Annotated in this window: 26 protein-coding genes; 9 read left to right on the top strand and 17 right to left on the bottom strand. The window is 64.2% G+C overall.

The genetic code is table 11. The features are described from left to right. Positions 1–4: 4 nt before the first annotated feature. Positions 5–1,663, bottom strand: coding sequence for a cytochrome-c oxidase, cbb3-type subunit I (ccoN, locus tag FG486_RS05550; protein ID WP_181266733.1), 1,659 nt, complete (start codon positions 1,661–1,663; stop codon positions 5–7). Positions 1,664–1,838: 175 nt separating this feature from the next. Between ccoN and FG486_RS05545 the strand changes: the two genes are divergently transcribed. Then, a complete protein-coding gene (locus tag FG486_RS05545; RefSeq protein WP_181266732.1) occupies positions 1,839–2,510 on the top strand; it encodes an OmpW/AlkL family protein in 672 nt (223 codons plus the stop codon). A gap of 18 nt (positions 2,511–2,528) precedes the next feature. On the opposite strand, the gene FG486_RS05540 is transcribed toward FG486_RS05545, so the two are convergent. From FG486_RS05540 to FG486_RS05505, 8 genes are all read right to left on the bottom strand, one after another. Continuing rightward, positions 2,529–3,221, bottom strand: coding sequence for a Crp/Fnr family transcriptional regulator (locus FG486_RS05540; RefSeq protein WP_060980013.1), 693 nt, complete (start codon positions 3,219–3,221; stop codon positions 2,529–2,531). 43 nt (positions 3,222–3,264) lie between these two features. Continuing rightward, complete coding sequence (locus FG486_RS05535; protein ID WP_066280038.1) at positions 3,265–4,569, bottom strand: M20/M25/M40 family metallo-hydrolase; 1,305 nt, start codon at positions 4,567–4,569, stop codon at positions 3,265–3,267. Positions 4,570–4,619: 50 nt separating this feature from the next. Continuing rightward, on the bottom strand, positions 4,620–5,393 hold the full coding sequence (locus FG486_RS05530) for a metallophosphoesterase family protein (protein WP_181266731.1): 774 nt from the start codon (positions 5,391–5,393) through the stop codon (positions 4,620–4,622). 168 nt (positions 5,394–5,561) lie between these two features. Beyond that, positions 5,562–6,746, bottom strand: coding sequence for a saccharopine dehydrogenase family protein (locus FG486_RS05525; RefSeq protein ID WP_181266730.1), 1,185 nt, complete (start codon positions 6,744–6,746; stop codon positions 5,562–5,564). Between the two features lie 42 nt (positions 6,747–6,788). Further along, on the bottom strand, positions 6,789–7,343 hold the full coding sequence (dcd, locus tag FG486_RS05520; RefSeq protein ID WP_066280049.1) for a dCTP deaminase: 555 nt from the start codon (positions 7,341–7,343) through the stop codon (positions 6,789–6,791). Between the two features lie 99 nt (positions 7,344–7,442). After that, on the bottom strand, positions 7,443–7,889 hold the full coding sequence (locus FG486_RS05515) for a cytidine deaminase (RefSeq protein ID WP_066280052.1): 447 nt from the start codon (positions 7,887–7,889) through the stop codon (positions 7,443–7,445). Continuing rightward, positions 7,886–8,578 carry a glycoside hydrolase family 25 protein gene (locus FG486_RS05510; RefSeq protein ID WP_066280055.1) on the bottom strand — a complete coding sequence of 231 codons (693 nt, stop codon included), beginning with the start codon at positions 8,576–8,578 and terminating at the stop codon, positions 7,886–7,888. Before FG486_RS05510 ends, FG486_RS05515 begins: the two co-directional genes overlap by 4 nt. An 11-nt stretch (positions 8,579–8,589) precedes the next feature. Next, positions 8,590–9,072: a UPF0262 family protein gene (locus FG486_RS05505; RefSeq protein ID WP_181266729.1), complete on the bottom strand. Its 483-nt coding sequence runs from the start codon at positions 9,070–9,072 to the stop codon at positions 8,590–8,592. 137 nt (positions 9,073–9,209) lie between these two features. On the opposite strand from FG486_RS05505, the gene FG486_RS05500 reads away from it, so the two are divergent. Then, positions 9,210–10,760 (top strand): replicative DNA helicase, encoded by a 1,551-nt coding sequence (locus tag FG486_RS05500; RefSeq protein ID WP_082751053.1) that lies wholly within the window; start codon positions 9,210–9,212, stop codon positions 10,758–10,760. A 10-nt stretch (positions 10,761–10,770) separates the two neighbouring features. Here the strand turns inward: FG486_RS05500 and FG486_RS05495 are convergent, their stop codons facing one another. The 3 genes from FG486_RS05495 to ubiG are packed head-to-tail and all read right to left on the bottom strand — an operon-like array spanning position 10,771 to position 12,182. Continuing rightward, a complete protein-coding gene (locus FG486_RS05495; protein WP_181266728.1) occupies positions 10,771–11,052 on the bottom strand; it encodes a helix-turn-helix domain-containing protein in 282 nt (93 codons plus the stop codon). 3 nt (positions 11,053–11,055) lie between these two features. Continuing rightward, on the bottom strand, positions 11,056–11,373 hold the full coding sequence (locus tag FG486_RS05490) for a type II toxin-antitoxin system RelE/ParE family toxin (protein WP_181266727.1): 318 nt from the start codon (positions 11,371–11,373) through the stop codon (positions 11,056–11,058). Between the two features lie 38 nt (positions 11,374–11,411). Continuing rightward, positions 11,412–12,182 carry a bifunctional 2-polyprenyl-6-hydroxyphenol methylase/3-demethylubiquinol 3-O-methyltransferase UbiG gene (ubiG, locus tag FG486_RS05485; RefSeq protein ID WP_181266726.1) on the bottom strand — a complete coding sequence of 257 codons (771 nt, stop codon included), beginning with the start codon at positions 12,180–12,182 and terminating at the stop codon, positions 11,412–11,414. 70 nt (positions 12,183–12,252) lie between these two features. On the opposite strand from ubiG, the gene FG486_RS05480 reads away from it, so the two are divergent. Then, complete coding sequence (locus tag FG486_RS05480) at positions 12,253–13,515, top strand: aspartate kinase (protein WP_181266725.1); 1,263 nt, start codon at positions 12,253–12,255, stop codon at positions 13,513–13,515. A 2-nt stretch (positions 13,516–13,517) separates the two neighbouring features. After that, positions 13,518–14,522, top strand: a complete 1,005-nt coding sequence (locus tag FG486_RS05475) for an NAD(P)H-dependent flavin oxidoreductase (RefSeq protein WP_181266724.1) — start codon at positions 13,518–13,520, stop codon at positions 14,520–14,522. 12 nt (positions 14,523–14,534) lie between these two features. Here the strand turns inward: FG486_RS05475 and FG486_RS05470 are convergent, their stop codons facing one another. After that, positions 14,535–14,777, bottom strand: coding sequence for a hypothetical protein (locus tag FG486_RS05470; protein WP_066276350.1), 243 nt, complete (start codon positions 14,775–14,777; stop codon positions 14,535–14,537). A gap of 56 nt (positions 14,778–14,833) precedes the next feature. Further along, the gene (locus FG486_RS05465; protein WP_181266723.1) at positions 14,834–15,454 is read right to left on the bottom strand and encodes a LysE family translocator; all 621 of its coding nucleotides are present in this window, start codon (positions 15,452–15,454) and stop codon (positions 14,834–14,836) included. Positions 15,455–15,513: 59 nt separating this feature from the next. Between FG486_RS05465 and FG486_RS05460 the strand changes: the two genes are divergently transcribed. From FG486_RS05460 to FG486_RS05450, 3 genes are all read left to right on the top strand, one after another. Further along, positions 15,514–16,005, top strand: coding sequence for a DUF2505 domain-containing protein (locus tag FG486_RS05460; RefSeq protein ID WP_181266722.1), 492 nt, complete (start codon positions 15,514–15,516; stop codon positions 16,003–16,005). Positions 16,006–16,021: 16 nt separating this feature from the next. After that, positions 16,022–16,426 carry a GFA family protein gene (locus FG486_RS05455; RefSeq protein WP_066276379.1) on the top strand — a complete coding sequence of 135 codons (405 nt, stop codon included), beginning with the start codon at positions 16,022–16,024 and terminating at the stop codon, positions 16,424–16,426. Between the two features lie 111 nt (positions 16,427–16,537). Beyond that, positions 16,538–16,888, top strand: a complete 351-nt coding sequence (locus FG486_RS05450) for a hypothetical protein (RefSeq protein ID WP_181266721.1) — start codon at positions 16,538–16,540, stop codon at positions 16,886–16,888. Positions 16,889–16,901: 13 nt separating this feature from the next. Here FG486_RS05450 and FG486_RS05445 read toward each other — a convergent pair whose 3' ends face one another. Further along, positions 16,902–17,330 (bottom strand): cupin domain-containing protein, encoded by a 429-nt coding sequence (locus tag FG486_RS05445; protein ID WP_181266720.1) that lies wholly within the window; start codon positions 17,328–17,330, stop codon positions 16,902–16,904. After that, on the bottom strand, positions 17,327–18,151 hold the full coding sequence (locus FG486_RS05440; RefSeq protein ID WP_181266719.1) for an SDR family NAD(P)-dependent oxidoreductase: 825 nt from the start codon (positions 18,149–18,151) through the stop codon (positions 17,327–17,329). The genes FG486_RS05445 and FG486_RS05440 overlap by 4 nt, the downstream gene beginning before the upstream one ends. A 173-nt stretch (positions 18,152–18,324) precedes the next feature. Here FG486_RS05440 and FG486_RS05435 point away from each other — a divergent pair, with 173 nt between their 5' ends. Together FG486_RS05435 and FG486_RS05430 are read left to right on the top strand one after the other, a co-directional pair. Further along, on the top strand, positions 18,325–19,464 hold the full coding sequence (locus tag FG486_RS05435; RefSeq protein WP_181266718.1) for a beta-ketoacyl-ACP synthase III: 1,140 nt from the start codon (positions 18,325–18,327) through the stop codon (positions 19,462–19,464). A gap of 4 nt (positions 19,465–19,468) precedes the next feature. Next, positions 19,469–20,056, top strand: coding sequence for a GNAT family N-acetyltransferase (locus FG486_RS05430; RefSeq protein WP_181266717.1), 588 nt, complete (start codon positions 19,469–19,471; stop codon positions 20,054–20,056). Between the two features lie 117 nt (positions 20,057–20,173). Here the strand turns inward: FG486_RS05430 and FG486_RS05425 are convergent, their stop codons facing one another. Further along, entirely contained in the window at positions 20,174–22,216 is a 2,043-nt protein-coding gene (locus tag FG486_RS05425; protein ID WP_338401578.1) for an amidohydrolase family protein, read from the bottom strand. Positions 22,217–22,366: the final 150 nt, after the last annotated feature.

The following is a 22,366-nucleotide window of genomic DNA, read 5'->3' as shown; positions in this document are numbered from 1 at the left end:
CTCCTTATTCGGCGGGCACGGCGACCAGCGGACGGTCGGCGGCGGGATTGTGCGGCGTTTCGGTCATCGGCTTCTCGTCGCGGACCTTGCCGGCCAGCGTCGCCCAGACGTTGACGATCATGATGATGAAGCCGCTGAGGTAGAGCAGGCCGCCAAAGGCGCGCATCAGGTACATCGGGTGCATCGCGGCGACGGTTTCGACGAAGCTGTAGACCAGATATCCGTCGGCACCGTATTCGCGCCACATCAGGCCCTGCATGATGCCCGCGACCCACATCGACGCGGCGTAGAAGACGATGCCGGCGCTCGCGAGCCAGAAGTGCCAGTTGACCATCCGCAGCGAATAGAGCCGCTGGCGACCCCAGAGCCGCGGAACCAGATAGTACATGCAGGCAAAGGTGATCATGCCGTTCCAGCCCAGCGCGCCGCTATGGACGTGGCCGATGGTCCAGTCGGTATAGTGCGACAGGCTGTTGACCGACTTGATCGACATCATCGGGCCTTCGAAGGTGCTCATGCCGTAGAAGGCGAGCGCCATGACCATCATGCGGATGATGGGATCGGTGCGGATTTTGTCCCATGCGCCGTTGAGCGTCATCAGGCCGTTGATCATGCCGCCCCAGCTCGGCATCCACAGCATGATCGAGAAGACCATGCCCAGGGTCTGCGCCCAGTCGGGCAGCGCGGTGTAATGGAGGTGGTGCGGACCCGCCCAGATATAGAGGAAGATCAGCGACCAGAAGTGGATGATCGACAGCCGATAGCTGTAGACCGGACGCTCGGCCTGCTTGGGCACGAAGTAATACATCATCGCCAGGAAGCCGGCGGTCAGGAAGAAGCCAACGGCGTTATGGCCGTACCACCACTGGGTCAGCGCATCCTGCACGCCTGCAAAGGCGGCATAGCTCTTCGATCCGAAGATGCTGGCAGGCAGCGACAGGTTGTTCACCACGTGCAGCATGGCGATGGTGATGATGAAGCTCAGATAGAACCAGTTGGCGACATAGATATGCGGTTCGCGCCGACGGACGATCGTGCCAACGAACACCGCCAGATAGGCGAGCCAGACGATGGTCAGCCACAGATCGACATACCATTCGGGCTCGGCATATTCCTTCGCCTCGGTCACGCCCATGAGGTAGCCCGTGGCGGCGAGCACGATGAACAGCTGATATCCCCAGAAGACGAAGCGGGCGAGGGCAGGGAAGGCCAGGCGCGCGCGGCAGGTGCGCTGCACGACATAAAAGCTGGTCGCGATCAACGCATTTCCACCGAACGCGAAGATCACCGCCGAGGTGTGCAGTGGCCGCAAGCGCCCGAAGGTCGTGAACTCCAGATTGAAGTTGAGCGCGGGATAGGCGAGCTGCAGCGCGATGAACAGGCCGGCGGCAAGCCCCGCCGTGCCCCAGAACAGGGTCGCGATGACACCCCAGCGGATGGGGTCGTCATCATATTGCCCCTGGTCGGCGGGGGATTTCAGGATCCCGCGCGCGATCGCGCCATAATCAGCGCGGCTCATGGTGAACCACAAGGCGAGCAGCGCGGCGATCATCATGATCGTCATGTGCACCGCAAAGGGCGTATCGACGGCCATTACCGCCATTGCCAGTGCCAGCAGGGCGAGGCCCAGCCAGCCCCCGGCCTTCAAAACCAAACCATCCATAACGCTTGTCCCCGTGCACGCGGCTTCACAGCAGAATCCGCGCTTCCTCCGCTGGGGTTTGCCCCGAGTGGCGGGGCAAGACATTGATCCGGGTCAAAGAAATTTTTGCGCCGCATCAATGCGACGAACCGAGGCGCGGGGCAGGGATGCGATCACTCAAGGAGGAGTGATCATCATGAAAACCAAGATTATCCCGCTGGCTCTCACGGCAGCTGCGCTGGCCCTTCCCGGCCAGGCGATGGCACAGGCGGGCGAAGTGCATTTCAAGGTGCTGGGCACGCTGGTCGCGCCCGATGGCAAGATCAAGGACGTCAAGGTCGACCGCATCGGCCTGCCTGCAGGCACCCAGACCAAGGCGAACGACAATTTCGTGCCGACGGTCGCGATCGAATATTTCCTCGCCGATTCGCTGTCGGTCGAAACCATTGCCGGCGTGACCGAGCATGATGTCGACGGGCGCGGCGCGCTCGCCGGGGCCGGGCTGGTCTCGAACGCCAAGATCGTTCCCGCCACGGTCACGCTGAAATATCATTTCGGCAAGCCGGGCGGCATCCGTCCCTATATCGGCGCGGGCCCCAGCTATTTCATCTTCATCAACGAAAAGCCGGGCGCGACGACACGGGCGCTCGGTGCCACCAGCCAGAAGATCAACGATACCGTCGGTGCGGCGCTTCAGGCGGGTATTGATATCCCGGTCAACGACAAGGGGCTGTTCGTCTCGGCGGACGTGAAGCGCTATTTCCTGCGGCCGCTGGCCAGCTGGCGCGCCAATGGCGTCGAGGTGCTGCGCACCCGGCACGAGCTCGATCCCTGGGTGATCAGCGCCGGAATCGGCTTCCGCTTCTGAAGCGGGGGGGCGGGTGGATCAGCCCGCCATCTCTTCCATCGCGGCGCGGTTTCGGATCACGATCTCGCGTCGCGATGGCAGGGAAAGCAGCCCGTCGCTCTTCATCCGGGTGAGCTGGCGGCTGGTGGTCTCGATGGTGAGGCCCAGAATGTCGGCAATCTGCTGACGCCCGAATGGCAGCTCGAAGCCGTTCAAGGATCCGTCGGCGTTGCAGCCCTGGCCGGACAGGCGATCGGACATTTCGAGCAGGAACGAGGCGACCTTCTCGGTCGCCGACTTGCGACCCAGCAGCATCATCCAGTGGCGCGCGCGGTCGAGTTCGTCGAGGGTGCGGCGCAGCAGCTTCTGCTGCAGGTCGGGATGCTCGCTGGCGAAATCGTCGAAGGCGTTGCGGTTGAAGATGCACACCTCGGCATCGGTCATCGCGGTGACGCTGTACGGGCTTTCCTTGCCGAACGGACGGCCGATGAAATCGGACGGGAACACGATCCCGACAATCTGTTCGCGCCCGTCCGACGCGGCCACGACCAGCTTGAGCACGCCCTCGAGCACATTGGCGACGACAGGCGCGTCGTCGCCCTCCCAGAGCAGGGTGTGCCCCGCCTTGACCTTCTGGCGACGCCCCATCTTGCCCAGAATCAGCAACTCATCCGGTGTCAGGCTTGAACAGATCGCGCGGTTCCGCACGATGCAGGAAGAACAGTCGTTCATGGCTCGTCCCTAACCAGAAAGCTGTGTCTTGGACATAACATTCTTATTGGCGGGGGGGTAGCCCCGCGAAGGTAACCGCGCTTTCGGCGCCATTTTCGGCAATCGCCGCCACGCCGGCAAAATGATCGTCAACGATCACGCCGGGCAGCGTCAGCTTGGTATCGGTGGTCTCCTGCGACTGTTCCCAGTCGCGCGCATCGGCCCTGCGCCAATAGACCTTGTAGCGCGCCGCGCCCGGGACCTCGGGCCAGCTGACCTGGGTGTCGCTGCTCAGCGCCCCGCCCAGCACCGCGCTGGCGGGCGCAGGCGGGGCACTGGCGAGTTCGCGGATGACCGCGATGTTGAGCGCGGTGACGCGGGCGAGATAGGGGAAATCCATCTCGTCGATGGTGTCGCCGAACTTGCGGCCGTTTTCCTCGCGAAGGTCCTGATGCTGGTGGTCGTAATTCTCGACCCCCACGGTGAAGCGGATCGCGGGATAGCCCAGCTCGAGCGCGGGCAGATGGTCGCCGCCGCGCGAGAAGCGGTCGGGGCGGCGCACGCCGAACACCTCGAGTCCCAGGTCGCTGCGCGCCTTGCCGACGCGCTGCGCGGCACGCATGACGGCGCGCGAGGGACCGTCGTCCTCCGCACCGCTGCCGCGCCGCGCCATCGCCTCGGCCAGCGATTCCGAAGCGCGGATGCCCTCGCTGAACACGCGTACCCGGTCGGTCACGCGGCGGCCGTCCTGGCCCTCGGTGTTGCCGACAATGTCATTGTTGAGCAGCGCGCGCACCTGCCAGCCGCGCGCGCGTGCCGTTTCGGCGATCAGCCGTCCGCCCCACAGCCCCTGCTCCTCGCCCGAGAGCACCGCATAGATGATCGTCGGCGCGAACCTTTCCTTGCTCAAGGTGCGTGCGGCCTCGAGCACCAGCGCGACGCCCGATCCGTCGTCGTTCGCGCCGGGTGCGTCGCTGGTGAAATCGGCAACGTCCGACACGCGGCTGTCGATATGCGCGGAGATGATGATCACGTCATCGGGATTGCCCGTGCCGGCCTGCACGCCCAGCACGTTGACGACATTGACGCCATTGGGCGCGCGCGGGCCGGTGAAGCGCCGGTCGATCTGCTCGACCGTGATGCAGCCGCCGCACGCCTTGCCGATCTTCGCGAATTCCGTCGCCGCCCAGCGTCTTGCCGCACCGATGCCGCGCGTGGGATGGTCGGGCGAGGATAATGTGTGGCGCGTGCCGAAGCTCACCAGCTTCTCGACATCGGCGCGCAACCGCGCGGCGTCGGCCTCGGGCGCGGCGAGCGCCGGGCTGACGGAAAGGGAAAGGGCGGCGACCAGCGTTGCGATTTTGAGCATGCGCTCAAGCTGACGCAAATCCCTTGCCAGCGCAAGGCTTTGGCTGCGTGTCAGCCGCCCGTTTTGAGATACCAGCGCTCCCGGCCTTCCAGGCACAAGGCGGTCAGCATACCGCTCATATAGGCGCCGGTATCGATGCCAATGCGGTTGGAGCATTCCTCGACATCGTCGGTGATGGTGTGACCATGCACGATCAGCTTGTCATGCGGTGTTTCGTCGAGAATGAAATCCTCGCGGATCCAGCGCAGGTCCTTGGGGCGCTGTTCCTCGATCGACTTGCCCGGACGGATGCCGGCATGGACAAAGGCATAGTCGCCCATCACGATCCGGTCCTTGAAGCCGCGCACGAATTCGAGGTGCCTTTGTGGCAGCAGCGTGGTGAGCCGCTCGGTCAGCTCCTCCATGCTCAGCGAATTATATTCCTGTGGGCTGATGTCATAGCTCAGGATCGTCTCGCGCCCGCCGATCTTGCAGAAGAAGCGCACCAGCTTCTCGTCGCCATCGGCGGCGGCGAGATACACTTCCTCGTGATTGCCCATCAGGAAATGGACATTGTCGCCCAGCGTTTCGGACAGTTCGATCGCGCGATCGATCACCCCGGCGCTGTCCGGGCCGCGATCCATCAGGTCACCCAGAAACACGATATGCGTGTCTGCAGGGCCACGCATGCGGTCGTCCATGACGATCTTGTCGAGCAGCTGGTCGAGCAGATCGCGCCGGCCATGGATGTCGCCGATCGCATAGACGCGCTGGCCGTCGGGCAGGGTGGCGGTATCGATGGGCGCTGCCGGTTTGGGCTTTCTGCGCAGCAAGGCCTTCAGCATGATGCTTCCGCTTCTTCTCTTGTCGTGATCGTGCGTCGCCCCGTGCGGCTGCTATATGCGCCAATCTGCCCAAAGTGCAATGGGCCTGTGTTCGCAAGTGCAGCAATTCCTGCGCTGTGTCGCAATGGCGCAACATTTCCCCCTCCCGACGGGGAGGGGGAATCAGGATCACTCCGCCGCGAAGCTCAATCCGGCCCGGGCGACCAGCCGCTTGACGAGATGCTCGCCCAGCACCGCGCCGGGGGTGGTGATGCCTCCGGGGCCTTCGGGCACGTCGTCGATCAGCCCGAGTGCGCTTTCGGCGATCATCTTGCTGGTGGAGCCGTATCCGGGGTCCTTGTCGCCCTTGACGCCATAGAGCTGCACCTGGCCATCGGGCATCTCGGCAACGAAAAGCACGTCGTAGAAGCCGTTCTCGCGCTCTTCCTTGCTCGGGCCTTCTCCGGGCTTGGGGCCGCCTTCGCCGCCCATCATGTCGGTGCTGGCAATATGCTTGGCGATCGCCTCGCCCTTCTCGCCGGGGCCGGTCAGCATCATCTCGTCATAGACGAAATCCTGCCCATAAGGGTGGCCGAGCAGCGCATTGGTGCGATGGACATTCTTGGTGTTGATCGGCGCCATGATGAACGGCGCGGCCCAGCTGCCGAGCTTGTCGTCATGCTCGGGCTTGTTGCCCTTGGGCTGGGCCGGGCCTTCGAAGCCGCCCGCCAGGCTGAACGGATTGGTGAGATAGCCGAGCAGTTCGGGATTGCGCCCGACCGCGGCCATGGTCGCCTTGAGCGAGGCGGCGGTGCCGCCCGAAAAGGTGCCCTGCATCGCGCGGACCCGGCCCTTGACGCGCGGGGCGGGCTTGCCGAAGCGGCTGACGCATTCCTTCTGCAGCATCAGCACGCCGAGATCGAACGGGATCGAATCGAAGCCGGTGGAGAACACGATTCGCGCGCCGCTTTCCTTTGCCGCGGCGTCATACTTGTCGATCATCTGGCGCATCCAGGCGGGTTCGCCGCAAAGGTCGACATAATCGGTGCCATTGGCGGCGCAGGCGGCGACCAGCGGCTCGCCATAGAGCTGGTACGGACCGACCGTGGTCAGCACGACCTTCGTCCGCTTGGCCATCGCGTCAATGGTCTCGGGCTCGTCGGCATTGGCAACGACGATCGGGGTGTCGGCGGGCAGGCCCATCTCTGCAAGCACCGCTGCCATCTTGTCGGCAGAGCGCGCCGCGACCGCCCATTTGGGCGCATCGCCGCCCTGGCCATAGGTGTTTTGCAGATATTCGGCGACCAGACGCCCGGTAAAGCCGCTGGCACCATAGACGATGACGTCGAACTCGCGCGAATCGCGTGCGGACATGAGGCTCTCTCCTGCTGTGATGTTATAGTGCGTGCTTGTGGGTCAAAGCCGGGGCAATGTCACGCCGCGCTGGCCCATATATTTGCCCGCGCGGTCGGCATAGCTGGTCTCGCACGGCTCGTTGCCCTTGAGGAACAGGAACTGGCACGCGCCCTCGTTGGCGTAGATCTTGGCGGGCAGCGGCGTGGTGTTGCTGAATTCCAGCGTCACATGTCCCTCCCAGCCCGGCTCGAGCGGGGTGACGTTGACGATGATGCCGCAGCGCGCATAGGTCGATTTGCCAAGGCAAATGACCAGCACGTCGCGCGGCACGCGGAAATATTCGACCGTGCGGGCGAGGGCGAAGCTGTTGGGCGGGATGATGCAGACATCGGTCTTGCGATCGACAAAGCTCGCCGGATCGAATTCCTTGGGGTCGACCACCGAGGAGTTGACGTTGGTGAAGATCTTAAACTCGTCCGCCACCCGCGCGTCATAGCCATAGGAGGACAGGCCGTAGGAGATGCAGCCATCGCGCCGCTGGGCTTCCACGAACGGCTCGATCATGCCGTGTTCCTGCGCCTGGGTGCGGATCCATTTGTCGGAAAGGATGGACATTCTCGTTCCTTCTAACTTCGTCATTCCCGCGAAAGCGGGAATCCCGCTAGCGCTGCAAAGCGGGACCCCCGCGTGCGCGGGGGTGACGGGATGGCGGCATCATTCCAGATTGGCCGGGCCGAACGCGGCTGGCAAGAGCACCGACAGCCGGTGCTCGATTGCGCCCGTCGCGTGGCCCGAATAGACGATCGGATCAGTCCCGCCCAGTTGCGCCAGTTCGTTCATCACCTGGCGGCAGCGGCCGCAGGGCGTCACCGGATGCGGACCCGGCGCAAGCTGGCCATCGGGCCCAAGTGGCCCGCCCATGATCGCGACCTCGATCAGCCCGGTGCGGCGGCCCTGCAGGTTCGCGGCGATCGCGGCGCTGGTCTCGGCGCAGATGGCGAGGCCATAGCTTGCATTCTCGAAATTGCTGCCGGTCACGATCGTGCCATCGGCAAAGCGGAAGGCCGCGCCGACATGAAAGCCCGAATAGGGGGCATAGGCCGTCAGCGCCGCTGCCCGCGCTGCCTCCAGCAATTCGGTTCTGCCTATATTGTCATTCATGGTCGCACCACATTCCAGCGCACGCCGTCCGGCGCACCGTTGATCCGGTAGAAACTGCTCGATTGCCACATCACCCAGCGCTTGGCGGCATAGTCGGGTGGCACGAAATCGCCGATCAGCCAGACGGTGCGCGCCAGCCCTTCGCTGACCTGATACGCATCCTCGAAATCGCGGCCGATGCGCAGCAGCGCCGGCTTGCCCGCATGGTTCTCGATCTGGTTGAGCAGGGTGTTGAGTTCGCCAAGCAGCATGGCGCGATCAGGCCTGTTCTTGCAGGCCTCGCTCAGCTCCAGGCTGACAACGGGGGGCAGCATGTCGGGATCGCGCGGAACGGTGGTGATGAACTGCTGCGCCTGCGATTCCTCGCTGGCGCACAGGCTGAACTCATGCACCGCGCCGTAGCGCATGCCCGCCGCGCGCGCGCCCTTGATGTTCGCGGCAAAGCGCGGGTCACGCAACGATCCGCCCGCGCTCGCGCGGACATAGGCAAAATCCGCACCCATGGTCGCCAGTGTCGGCCAGGCCAGGTCGCCATCGGCGGCGCTGACATACAGGCCCTGCACAGGGTAATCCTTGCGCGAAGGGGTCCATCCGGTGATGCCGCCCCAGACCAGCCCGCCGAGCACCGCCAGCAGCAGCGCGAGCAGGACAAGGCCGATGGTCCAGCGTTTCAGGGTCGAAGGGCGCATGTCGCTTTGGCTCAGCCCTTGATGTGCAGCACGCAGATCAGCGTGAACAGGCGGCGCGCGGTGGCAAAATCGATCTCGATCTTGTCCTGCAGCCGCTCGACCAGCAGCTCGGCGGCATCATTGTGGACCCCGCGCCGTGCCATGTCGATTGTCTCGATCTCCTGCGCCGTCGCCTTGCGGATCGCCTGGTAATAGCTGTCGCAGATCGCAAAATATTCGCGGATCGGGCGGCGGAAGCGGCCCAGCGCCAGCACCAGCGTTTCCAGATGGCTGCCGTCCTCGCGCGAGATGGTGATCGCCAGCCGGCCTTCGAACACCGCCAGATGCAGACGGAAGGGGCCGGCATAGCCGTCAGGATAGGCTTTCAGCGGCTTGAAATAATTGTCCTCGATCAGGTCGAAAATGGCGATGCGCCGTTCCTGCTCGATATCCGCGTTGCGCCACAGAATCGTCTGCTCGTCGAGCTCGACATGGATGATGCGCGGATTGGACATGATCCTCCCGTCTTTCCCTATGCCGTGCATCGGGGCAAGCGGAAAAAGCCCGTCGGTTCCGCTCTCCCCGGCCTTGTCCACACGATTATTGGTACAGGCGGCTTGCGCGCCAGGGCGGCTGCGGCGATTATGGCCGGATGCCCGAAGATATCCTGCTCCAAGCCGCACCGCCGCCGGCGCTGCCGCCCCAGATTGCCGCGCCGAGTGCGCGCGAATCCGCCGAAGCGCGGCTGCCGCGCAATATCGAGGCCGAGGCCGCGTTCCTGGGCGCGCTGCTGATCGACAACCGCATTGCGGAAGAGGTCGGCGCGCGGCTCAAGGCCGAGCATTTCTTCGAAAGCGTTCACCAGCGGCTCTACGCGCAGATCATGAAGCTGATCGACAAGAACGTGACCGTCACCCCGGTGACGCTCAAGCCGTTCTTCGAGAATGATCCGGGCCTGGGCGAACTGGGCGGCATGCGCTATCTCGCGCGGCTGACCGGCGATGCCGGCGGGCTGATCGGCGCGCGCGACTTTGCCGAGCAGATCTACAATCTCGCGCTGCTGCGCGAGCTGATCCAGGTTGGCCGCTCGCTGGTCGAGAAGGCGATGGACACCAGCGAGGCGGTCGACCCTATGGGCCAGATCGAGCTCGCCGAAGCGGCGCTCTACAATGTCGCGCAGGGCGAGGGCGATACCAGCGGCGCGGTGCAGTTCAACGTCGCCACGCGCACCGCGCTGTCGATGGTCGAAAAGGCGCTGAATAGCGGCGGCCATGTCTCGGGCGTGACCACGGGTCTCACCGATCTCAACGCCAAGATCGGCGGCCTGCATCCGTCGGACCTGCTGATCCTCGCCGGACGTCCCGGCATGGGCAAGACCTCGCTCGCCACTAACATCGCCTTCAATGCCGCCGCGCGCTGGCGGCTCGACAAGGCGGCGGGCGTCGCCGACGACAAGAATGTCGGCGCGAAGACCGCGTTCTTCAGCCTCGAAATGTCCGCCGACCAGCTCGCCACGCGTATCCTGGCCGAGCAATCGCGGATCAGCTCGGAAAAGCTGCGCATGGGGCAGATCGCGCGCAACGAGTTCCAGCGGCTGGTTGCGGCTTCGCAAGAGCTCGAGGACCTGCCGCTGTTCATCGACGATACCCCGGGCCTGACGATCGCCGCGCTGCGCGCCCGCGCGCGCCGCCTCAAGCGCAAGCACGATATCGGCTTCATCGTGGTCGACTATCTCCAGCTGCTCCAGGGCACGGGCCGCAACGAAGGCCGCGTCAACGAGATTTCGGAGATCAGCCGAGGCCTCAAGACGCTCGCCAAGGAGCTTCAGCTGCCGGTGATGGCGCTGTCGCAGCTCAGCCGTGCGGTCGAAAGCCGCGAGGACAAGCGGCCCCAGCTGTCGGACCTTCGCGAATCCGGCTCGATCGAGCAGGACGCCGATATCGTGCTCTTCATCTATCGCGACGAATATTACAATCAGGCGCTCCAGCCGACCGTTCCCGACGACAACAGCACGCCAGAAGAGGTCGAGAAATATCGCATCTGGGAGGAACGCCATCTCAAGGTGCAGGGCAAGGCGACCGTGGTCGTCGCGAAGCAGCGCCATGGTTCGACCGGCAATGTCCAGCTGCGCTTCGAGAGCGAATATACCAAGTTCAGCGATCTGGCCCGCGAGGATTATATGGAAGGCGGGTTTGACGAATAGGGGAATGAGTTCAAGCCGCCTGCGCGACGTTGATCTCGAACACCAGACCTGCAGCTGTGGCGATATTGACCAGCGCGTCGAGGGAGAACTTGCTCATCTTGCCGCGCAACAGATCATTCAGTCTCGGGCGGGTGATGCCCAGCCGAGCGGAGGCGGCCTCCTGGGTCAGACCCCAGCTTTCGATCTGACATATAATGGCTATCATAAGAGTGGAGCGGGCCTTGAGATTGGCCGCTTCAGCAGGCGTATCTGCCAGAGCATCAAACACATTGTCGAAAATCTCGGGCACCATCGGTCAATCTCTCCAATTCTTCAATCGTCGCGTAGCCAGATCGATATCCTTTTGGGCAGTGGCCTGGGTCTTCTTCTGGAATGCGTGCAGCACCAATACCGCATCGGGCAATGTAGCCAGATAGATGATCCTGTAAGCGCCGGATCGTTCCCTGATCCGGATTTCGCGGACGCCTGGACCGATGGATTTCATCGGTTTCCAGTCATCCGGATCCAGCCCGTTCTGGACGCGATACAGCTGATGACCGGCATCCATGCGTGCTTCTTCAGGAAAATCCCGCAAACAGGCAAGACTGTCGCCCAGAAACGCGATCCGCTTCATCGCCATAACGTATCAGAATTGATACAAGCCTGCAAGGCCTAACCCCGCACCACCGTCATCAGATAATTCAGCGCCAGGTTGTCGCTAAGGTGCAGGCCCTTGAGCGGGTCCCAGGCGATGCCGCGCGTGTCGGTGACGGTGAGGCCGGCGTCCTTCAGCAGCGCGGTCAGCTCTTCCGGGGTGAGGAACTTGTGCCAGTCGTGCGTGCCGCGCGGCACCTGGCCGAGCCGTTCTGCCGCCTCGACCAGCATCAACCGGGACATGGGCGTGCGATTGGGGGTGGAGAGCAGCATCAGCCCGCCGGGCGCGAGCGCGCGCTCGAGCGCGGCGATGAATGCGGCAGGATCGGTGACATGCTCGATCACCTCCATTGAGGTGACCAGGTCGAACGTCTCGCCCTCGAGCTTTTCGACATCGACATTGCGATAGTCGATCGTCAGCCCGACTGCCTCGGCATGCGCTTGCGCCGCCGCGACATTTTCTGCCGCCGCATCGAGCCCAGTCACGCGTGCGCCGAGCCGGGCGAGCGGTTCTGCCAGCAGCCCCGCGCCGCAGCCAACATCGATCGCGCTGCGCCCCGCCAGCGGCTTGCGCGCTGCGCCCGCCTCTGCCCAGTGCCGGTCGATCGCCGCGCGGATATAGGCCAGGCGCACGGGGTTCAGCTTGTGCAGCATCGCCGATTCGCCCCTGGGATCCCACCACTCGGCCGCAAGACGCCCGAAATGGGCGGCCTCTTTCGGGTCGATGGTACCGCTGCGCGGGGCTGGGGTTCCGCTACGAGTTTCCACGGTTCCGGTGCTTGCGTTCATGATGGGGCCTCTCTATGGCAGCGCCCGGTTATAGGGGCGAACTTCGCATAAGGGAAAGCACGAACGGGCAATGGCACGGATCGTCATGAAATTCGGCGGCACATCGATGGCCGGGACAGAGCGCATCCGCAGGGTCGCGCGCATCGTCAAGCGCCAGCAGGATGCCGGGCACGAGGTCGCGGTGGTCGTCTCCGCGATGGCGGGGGAGACCGACCGGCTGGTCAATTTCTGCCGCGAGGCCAACTCGCTCTACGATCCGGCGGAATATGACGTGGTCGTCGCCAGCGGCGAGCAGGTGACGAGCGGGCTGCTCGCCATCGCGCTGCAGGCGCTCGGCGCCAACGCGCGCAGCTGGCTGGGCTGGCAGCTGCCGATCAAGACCGTCGAGGCGCATGCCAAGGCGCGCATCGACAGCATCGATGCCGAAGCGCTGATCGCCGAGATGCAGAGGGGCGTCATTGCCGTGATCCCCGGCTTCCAGGGAATGAGCGAGGATGGCCGTGTGACCACGCTGGGCCGTGGCGGATCGGATACGTCGGCGGTGGCGGTGGCAGCGGCGGTCAAGGCCGACCGCTGCGACATCTATACCGATGTCGACGGTGTCTACACGACCGACCCGCGCATCGTCGCCAAGGCGCGCAAGCTTGCCAATGTGACCTATGAGGAAATGCTCGAACTGGCGAGCGTCGGGGCCAAGGTGCTGCAGACCCGCTCGGTGGGCCTGGCGATGAAGGAAGGCGTGCGCGTGCAGGTGCTCTCCTCGTTCATCGACGATGATGCGCCGGCAGCGGACACGATCCCCGGAACGATGATCGTCAGCGACGAAGAACTGGAAGGAATGGACATGGAACGCCAGCTGATTACCGGCATCGCGCACGACAAGAACGAGGCGAAGATCACGCTGACCCGCGTGCCCGACAAGCCGGGTGCGGTGGCGAACATCTTCGGCCCGCTGGCCGAGGCCGCGATCAATGTCGACATGATCATCCAGAATGTCGGCCGCGACAAGGGCGAGACTGATGTGACCTTCACCGTGCCCGCCGCGGATCTGGCGCGTTCGCTCGACCTGCTCGAAGGCGCCAAGGAATCGATCGGCTTCAACCGCATCATCCCCGACACCAATGTCGCCAAGATTTCGGTCGTCGGCGTGGGCATGAAGAGCCATGCGGGCGTTGCCTCGACCATGTTCAAGGCGCTTGCCGATCGCGGCGTCAACATCCAGGCGATCTCGACCAGCGAGATCAAGGTCAGCGTGCTGATCGAAGAGGATTACACCGAACTCGCGGTGCGCGTGCTGCACACGGCCTATGGGCTGGACGCGGTAGAGGCTTGAGCATGAACCACCCGCTCACCGCTGCCGCCATGGCGCGCGGCACCGCCTTTCTGGGCAGCGAGACCGCGATCCTTTGCGGGGCGATGAGCTGGGTGTCAGAGCGCAATCTCGTCTCGGCCATCTCGAATGCAGGCGGCTTTGGCGTGATTGCCTGCGGGGCGATGACCCCCGAACTGCTCGATGCCGAGATCGCCGCGACCAAGGCGCTTGCTACCAAGCCGTTCGGCGTCAACCTCATCACCATGCACCCGCAGCTGATGGAGCTGATCGCGGTGTGCGCCAAGCATCAGGTCGGCCATGTCGTGCTGGCAGGCGGGCTGCCGCCCAAGGGCAGCATCGAGGCGATCAAGGAGATGGGCGCCAAGGTCGTGTGTTTCGCACCCGCGCTGACGCTCGCCAAGAAGTTCATCCGTTCGGGCGTCGATGCGCTGGTGATCGAGGGGATGGAGGCAGGCGGCCATATCGGTCCGGTGGCGACCAGCGTGCTCGCGCAGGAAATCCTGCCCGAAGTCGCGCACGAGGTTCCGGTGTTCGTCGCAGGCGGCATCGGCCGCGGCAGCGCAATCGCCGCCTATCTGGAAATGGGCGCGGCGGGCGTGCAGCTTGGCACCCGCTTTGTCTGCGCGCATGAATCGATCGCGCACCCGGCGTTCAAAAAGGCGTTCCTGCGCGGCAATGCCCGCGATGCGGTGGCCAGCGTCCAGGTCGATCCGCGCCTTCCGGTGATCCCGGTGCGCGCACTCAAGAACAAGGGCACCGAAGAGTTCACTGCCAAGCAGCGCGAGGTCGCCGCCCTGCTCGACGCTGGCGGCATCGACATGGCCGAGGCGCAGCTGCAGATCGAGCATTTCTGGGCAGGCGCGCTGCGCCGCGCGGTGATCGACGGCGATGTCGAGAACGGATCGCTGATGGCGGGCCAGTCGGTCGGCATGGTCACGCGCGAGGAAAGCGCCGCCGAGATCATCGCCGCCTTGATGGACGAGACCGAAGCGGCGCTCGCGCGCTGATACGCGTCAATATCAGGGATTGGGGTTGGGCAATGGAGCCTGGCCTTCAGGCGCCTCGACCGGATCGGACACCGATTCCTGCGGATCGGGCGCGGGATTGTCGGGAGCATTGGCCGAGCCGGTGAACACGATGATCGCAAAGGCGATGACGATCAGCGCGAGCGAGATCATCAGCACATAGCGCACGATATGACGCTTCTGCCCTGCGCTCGCCTCTTCGCTGGTCATTTCGACCTCTTCGCCATGTCGGATCATTGCTCGCCTCCATAAATGTCTGCCGGGATTACGGAAGCTGGCAGCGTTGGTTCCCTTCAGCCGGTCGGTAGCGCGCTCGACCGCAGGAACCAGAGGGCGATACCCGCAAGGCTGATCGCGAGCACCCGGCGCGTTCCGCGCAGCCGCTCGGGCTGGCTGAGCAAGGGGTGCAGCGTCGCGGCGAGCAGCACGATGGCGAGGTGCACCGCCGTCGCCACGGCCACGCTGATCCCGGTCAGCAGCAGGCCATCGTGCAGGCTCGCGTTCTGTTCGGGCAGGAAACGCGGCAAGATCGCGACATAGAACAGCGCCGCCTTGGGATTCAGCACGTTGGTCATCAGTCCGCGCAGGAAGAAGCGGTGTTTGCCGGACGGTCCACCGGCAATGCCGGCGGGCGATGTCTCCTTCTCGTCGCGCCAGGTCTCCCAGGCGAGGTAGAACAGATAGGCCGTACCTGCCCAGCGCAGTGCGTTCCAAAGCATGGGGCTCGCAGCGACCAGCGCGGCAAATCCCATGGCAGCAGCAAGGCCGATCAGCGCGAGGCCCAGCGCCACCCCCGCGACTGCCGCCAGCCCGGCGCGCCGTCCATGGCCCAGCGTCAGCGCCGCGAGATAGGCCATGTTCGGACCCGGGGTGAGCTCGATCAGCAGCACCGTGGCAAGATAGCTTGTCAACATCGCCCGCCAGCCTAGTGTATGATGGTAGAAGCGCAATCATCGTGGAAAGAGGGGCGGGCATGCTGAAACGCGAGGAAAATCATGTCTTTGCCGCGCCTGTCGAGGCGGTGGTCGCACGCTGGACCGACGCGGACTTTTTGACCGGGATGATGCAGGACCAGGGCTCGCGCGAGATTTCGGTCACGGTAGAGCATCTGTCGTCCGATCAAATCCAGGTCGCGATCACCCGTCAGGTGCCAGTCGATGCGCCCGCGATGATCCGTGCGGTCATCGGCTCGTGGCTCGACCTGACCCAGCGCGATGTCTGGACGCGAGCCGCCGATGGCAGCTGGAGCGCAGTCCGCGATGCCAAGCCCAAGGGATTGTCGGCGGAAGGCCAGTGCCTGCTCACGCTTACTGGCAATGCTGATGGCGGCGCGACCTGCGCGGCAATCGTCAGCGTGCAATCGCGCGCGCCGATGGTCGCCGCGATGGTCGAGAGCCTGATGCTCGAGGACAGCACCAAGTTGCTGCGACAGGAATTTGCTGCGGTCGATGCAGCCAGCGGTTGAAACGGGAGAGACGATCATGACGACAACGGGGGGATGCTTGTGCGGCGCTGTGCGGTACGAGATCGAGGGCGATCCGCTGCTGAGCGCGGTCTGCCATTGCCGCAATTGCCAGAAACAGGCTGGCAGCGCGATGTCGGTGCTGATCGGGGTAGCCGATGCACAGATGACGATCACCGGTGAGCTCAAGACCTATGAGGACAGGGGCGAAAGCGGCGATCCCGTCTGGCGGCGCTTCTGCGGCAATTGCGGATCACCGATCCTGTCCGACCTGCCGAGTCAGCAAGGTCTGCATTTCGTCAAGGCGGGCACGCTCGACGACGTGAGCGGGCTGGAGCCCAAGCTGCATTTCTGGACGGTCAGTGCCCAGCCCTGGGTGCGCTTTGCCGACGACGCGGTGAAATTCGACAAGACGCCGGGATAGTCTGGTTGGCGGTCTTCGCAGGTTGCGGCGACAGATTAACAAGTCGTAATTATGTGACGCGCTCGAGGTCGCGTAAGGCTGCAGCATGCCTTTGGTAGGAGGAATGCTGCAATGGCCGGACCTTTTGATGATCTCGAAGCTGGGCAAAGCCGTATGATCGGAGGAGACAATATCGACGCGCTCGTCATCGGGCCCTTTCTTTGGGACTCAAAGGTTGAGATCCATGCCTGGCATGCTGGGGTAAAGACCGGCGAAGGCAATAGTGCCTATATTTCGCTGAGCCAGGATGGTGCTGAAATCGGGAGGAAAACGGACAGTAAATTCGGCAACTACTCGCTTCCTATCGATAAGACAGCAATGCTGGCCAAGCTGGCCAGCACAACATTTTCCATCAGTTATGACAATGTCATGGCCACTGTTAGCAGTGTTGGTCTGCGGGCAACGGTCACGCGGCTCGACTGAACCAGCAATCTGCTCAACCCGGCTCCCAGCCCGGCTCGGCCAGCACGAAGCCGCTGAACTCGAAGCCGGGCGAGACCATGCAGCTGACCAGCGCCCAGCCCTGGTCGGCATGCGCGGCCTGCCAGTGGCCGGGCGGAATGACGACCTGCGCGGTCTCTCCGTCCAATATGTCCGCGCCCAGCCGGTGCCATTGCACAGGCCCGGCATCGCCTGGCGCATGGCCGAGGGCGATGGCGTGACCGGCATGCCAGCACCAGATCTCGGTCGCATCGACGGTGTGCCAGTGCGAGCGCTGCCCAGCTTCGAGCAGGAAGTAGATCAGCGTCTCGCTGGCGCGGCCATCGGCACCGGCGGCGCCGCGCCAGGTTTCCTTGAACCAGCCGCCTTCGGGATGCGGAGCCAGCCCCAGCGTCTCGATCAGCGCGCGCGCCGCGTCGCTCATCCGCCGCGCTCCGCGTCGCGCTTGGCCGCCATCTGCGCGCCGATCGACCCGATCAGTTCGAACGCCTTGAGCGGATCGTTCATGCGCAGCTTGGCGATCATGTCCTCCATGCCTTCGGCGACCAGGATTTCTGGTTCGCCCGCATCGATTCCGGCGATGATCCGGGAGGCGCATTCCGCCGGGTCCATGCCATTGGCGATGGCGCTGTCGGTATGGCCGAAGGCGCTGCCATCGCCCGACAAGGCATTGGCCGAGACGGCAGTGCGAATCGATCCGGGGAGCACGGTGTGCACCTTCATCCCGTAATGCGTTTCGGTCTCTGCGCGCAGTGCGTCGAGATAGCCGATCAGCCCGTGCTTGGCGGCGCAATAGGCGGTGCGCAGCGGCACCCCGGCGCGGCCTGCGACCGAGGAGATGCCGACGACCAGTCCTGACTTGCGCGCGGTCATGTGCGGTAGCAGCAGCTGGGTCAGCCAGATCGGCGCCAGCAGATCGACAGCGATGATCCGGTCATAGACTTCGAGCGCACTGTCCACCGCGAGCGCGCGCTGGCTGATGCCGGCATTGTTGACGAGGCCATCGACCTGGCCCTTCCACGCGATCGCCCGTTCGACGATGCCGGGCAAAGCGGCCTGATGCGTGGTCTCGAAAGGCAGGATCAGGCTCTCGGTCGGTAGCCGATCGGCGACTGCCTGTAACGCATCGGTGCGGCGGCCCGAAAGGATGATGTGCGCGCCGCGCGCGGCCAGCGCCTCGGCGAGCGCCTCGCCAATCCCCGACGAAGCCCCGGTGATCCAGATGACCTTGCCCGAATATTCCATGCATCCTGCTCCCATTGGTGTTTGCGATATCAAAGGGTGGTCCGCAGAAATCCGCAAGCAGGAAAAATACCCCCAGATCTGTGTTTCCGCTTGCCGCACCACCCTTGCCAAGGCCGTGTTGCCGCAGTAAGACGCCAGCCCGCTCCAGCTATAGTGCAGGACCCTACGGATACATGACTTCCGCTTACGACCAAGCCCGCCCGGTCATCTCCTCGACCGGCCTTTTCACCCCCGCCGACAGCATCAGCAATGAAGAGCTGGTTGCCAGCTTCAACGCTTATGTTGCGCAGCATAACGCGCAGCATGCCGCAGCGATCGAAGCGGGAGAGATGGTCGCGCTGCAGCCGAGCTCGGTCGAGTTCATCGAAAAGGCGAGCGGCATCAAGGCGCGCAAGGTGCTGTCCAAGGCTTCGATCCTCGACACCGACATCATGTGCCCGCGCTTCGAGGAGCGGCCCAACGACCAGATCTCGGTGCTCGCCGAAATCGGCGTCGCTGCCGCGCGCGATGCGCTGGAACGGGCAGGCCGCGATGCCAAGGATGTCGATGCAGTGCTGGTCGCCTGCTCGAACCTGCAGCGCGCCTATCCCGCCATTGCGATCGAGGTACAGGATGCGCTGGGCATCGAGGGCTTCGGCTTCGACATGAACGTCGCCTGCTCCTCGGCGACCTTCGGCATCCAGACCGCCGCCGATTTCATCCGCGCCGGCAATGCACGCTCGGTTCTCGTCGTGAGCCCGGAAATCTGCTCGGGCCATCTCAACTGGCGCGATCGCGACAGCCATTTCATCTTCGGCGATGTGGCGACCGCCGTACTGGTCGAAGCGTCGGATTTCGCGCCTGCCGGGCACTGGGACATATTGGGCACGCAGCTCAAGACGCGCTTTTCCAACAACATCCGCAACAATTTCGGTTTCCTCAACCGCACCGCGCCGGAGAGCCGTGACAGCGCCGACAAGCTGTTCGTCCAGGAAGGCCGCAAGGTGTTCAAGGAGGTCGTGCCGATGGTCGGGGATCTCATCACCGATCATATCGCGCGGCTCGGCATCGCGCCTGCGGATCTGCGCCGCCTGTGGCTGCACCAGGCCAATGCGGGGATGAACCGGCTGATCGCGCAGCGCGTGCTCGGGCACGAGGCGAGCGATGACGAGAGTCCGACGGTGCTCGACACCTATGCGAATACCTCGTCCGCCGGATCGATCATCGCCTTCCACCTCAACAGCGAGGATCTGAAGCCCGGCGATACCGGGATCATCTGCTCGTTCGGCGCGGGTTATTCCGCGGGCTCGGTGGTCATTCGCAAGGCGGCCTGATGCGATGGCGGTGACGGTCGAGACATTGCCCGCCCACCGCATAGCAGAAGCGATCGAAGCGCTGGCGCTATTGCGCATCGCGGTGTTCGCCGAATGGCCGTATCTCTATGAAGGCGATGCGGATTACGAGCGCAACTATCTCGCCGAATTTGCCGCCGCGCCCCATGCGGCGCTGGTGATCGCGCGGGATGGCGATGGGATCGTCGGCGCCGCTACCGCTTCGCCGCTCGCGGCGCAAAAACCTGAATTCATGGCGCCGTTTGTCACCGCGGGATGGGATGTCGCGCGGACCTTTTATTTCGGGGAGTCGGTGCTGCTACCCGGCTATCGCGGGCAGGGCATCGGACATGCGTTCTTCGACCATCGCGAGTCGGCCAGCCGGGCGGCGGGCGCGACAGTGGCGACCTTCTGCGCGGTGCAGCGCCCTGCCGACCATAGGCTGCGCCCGGCAGACTATCGCCCGCTCGACGCGTTCTGGACCAAGCGCGGCTATGCGAAGGTCGACGGGCTGGTGACCAGCTTCGACTGGCTCGACAACGGCGAGGCGCAAGAGACTCCGCACCTGATGCAGTTCTGGGCGCGCGAGCTCTAGGCCTCTGCCCGTCATTCCCGCGAACGCGGGAATCCCGCTATAGGTGCAGCGCTGGCGCAGCAGCGGGACCCCCGCTTTCGCGGGGGTGACGAAGAGAGATGGCTCTCTCCTCCTTGCTTATTTCGGCAGCTTCACCTTGGGCTTGGTCGCGAACGGCTTGATGCCGAATTCGGGATAGACCTCGCTCGGATAGTAGAACACGCCGTCCTTGGCGACGAGGCGGATCGCCTTGATCGCCTTCAGGTCCCTGGTCGGGTCGCCCTGGATCAGGAAGAAATCGGCGTACTTGCCCTTCTCGATGCTGCCCAGCGATTGGTCCTGCTTCAGATACTGCGCCATGTCATAGGTCGCGCGGCGCAGGATCTGCGCGGGGGTCATGCCCGCCTTCTGGTACAGTTCCAGCTCGCGATGATAGGTGAAGCTGCCGCCCATATCGGTGCCGGGGATGAGGAAGATGCCCGATTCGTGCATCTTGCGGATCGTCGCCGCGACCTGATCGAACGCGCCGCGATAGGCCTTGTCGTCCGCCGCATCGGCAATCTTGGCCCAGGCCTGTTTCGCGCTGCGCTGCACGCCGACGGGCATGTGGTCGACATAATCGACCATGCCGGGATTGATCATGCCGTTGCGCGAGAGCAGCAGCGATTCATGGATGGCGAAGGTGGGGTCGATCGTGACCTTCCGATCGACCATCGCGCGGATCGTGGCGTTGACGCGGCCGCTGTTGAGGTCGAGCGCGGGCAGCCGCTTGAGCGCGGTGAGGCGCAGCAGGGTGCGCGTGTCCTCGCCCGGTTCGAGCACCCAGCCCAGCATCACCTGGTTGATGTGCGTCATCTCGTCATAGCCCGCCGCGATCATCGCATCGGCATTGGTGAAGGCTGGCACATGGCCCATTACGTGCAGCCCCAGCGCCTTGGCCTCCTTGACCAAAGCCGGAATCCATTCGGGGTTCATGCTGTTGTAGATCTTGATCGCCTGGTAATCGCGCGCCGCATAGAAGCGCGCGGCGTCGATCGCCTCCTGCTGGCTGTTCACCAATATGCCGTTGTTCGAGCTGAACGGCGACTTGCCCTCGATAAAGCCCGACTTGATGATGCGCGGACCCGCCAGCACGCCGCTATCGATCCGCTCGATCAGCCCGTCGAGCACGTCGATCTCGTTGCCCATGTCTCGCACCGAGGTGATGCCTGCCAGCACGTTGAGCATCGCGTCTTCCTGGCCGATATGCCCGTGCATCTCGTACAGGCCCGGAACCAGTGTGCCGCCTTCGCCGTCGATCGTCACCTCGCCTGGCGTGGCGGGGCTGCTGGCGGGCAGTACTGCGGAGATATGGCGCCCGCTGACCAGCACGCTTTTCGGTTCGGTCAGCTTCATCGCCACCGGGTCGAACACGCGCACATTGGTGATGCGCACCGGCGCCTTGTAGCTGTTCGCCGCCTTGGCCTGCATCTTGACGAAGCGCTCGGTCGAATATTTGACCGCCAGATCGCGCAGCTTGATGTCCTCGCCCTCGAAGCCCTTGCGCACGAACACGGCGCGCGGGGAAATCGCGGCGAACAGCGCGCCCTTGTCGTCGAGCAGGAAATAGCCGGGGTCGAGATCGTTGCCCGACAGCGCATAAGCGGTGACGGTCATCGCCCCGCCGCTGCCGGTCACCTGCACCTTCTCGAGCTCGGCGAGGCTCAGCGCGCCGCCGGGCAGTGCCGGGATGGAACGGTCGTCATCGGCGAGCAGTGCGCGGGCATAAAGCCCTGCCGACCAGGGGCTGCCTTCCTGCGCGACATAGATGGCCTGGCCCTTGGGCTTGGCGGTTCCTGAACCGGTTGAATCGGTCCAGCGCGCGGTGCCGCGCTGCATCGTGAAGCTCTCGTTGATCGCGTTGCCGAAGGTCGAGTTGCCGGTGATCTTCCAGGCAACCGGCATGCCCTTGGCATCGAGCTTCAGCTCTTCCTTCATCGTCGGGCCGCGACCGTTGTTCTTGTAGTCGTAATCGATCTTCACCGTGTCGCCGCTGCGCACGACATCGAGATGGCCGACATTGGTCCCGCCGATGATGACGGTGAAATTCTCGGTCGAATCTTGTGCCTGTGCGGGCATGCCCAACGGGGCGATCGCGAGCGCGAGCGCGATGGAACCGAATTTCAGTGCTTTAGCGGCCACGGCCAGTCCTTCCCTGCGAGGATTTTTATCTGCGCAGACAATGGGCTAGCGGGAAGGGGATGGCAAGCGGCGGCAACGCGCGAAATGCTCCCGGAGCATGCCCGGGAGGGAGGCGGTCGCAATGCGAAGGGTGGAGGGGCGCCGCACCAC

The organism is Blastomonas ursincola (assembly GCF_013607875.1).
GTDB lineage: Bacteria > Pseudomonadota > Alphaproteobacteria > Sphingomonadales > Sphingomonadaceae > Blastomonas > Blastomonas ursincola.
Note: the sequence above shows the minus strand (reverse complement) of the source record. Positions and strands in the feature narration are given on the sequence as shown.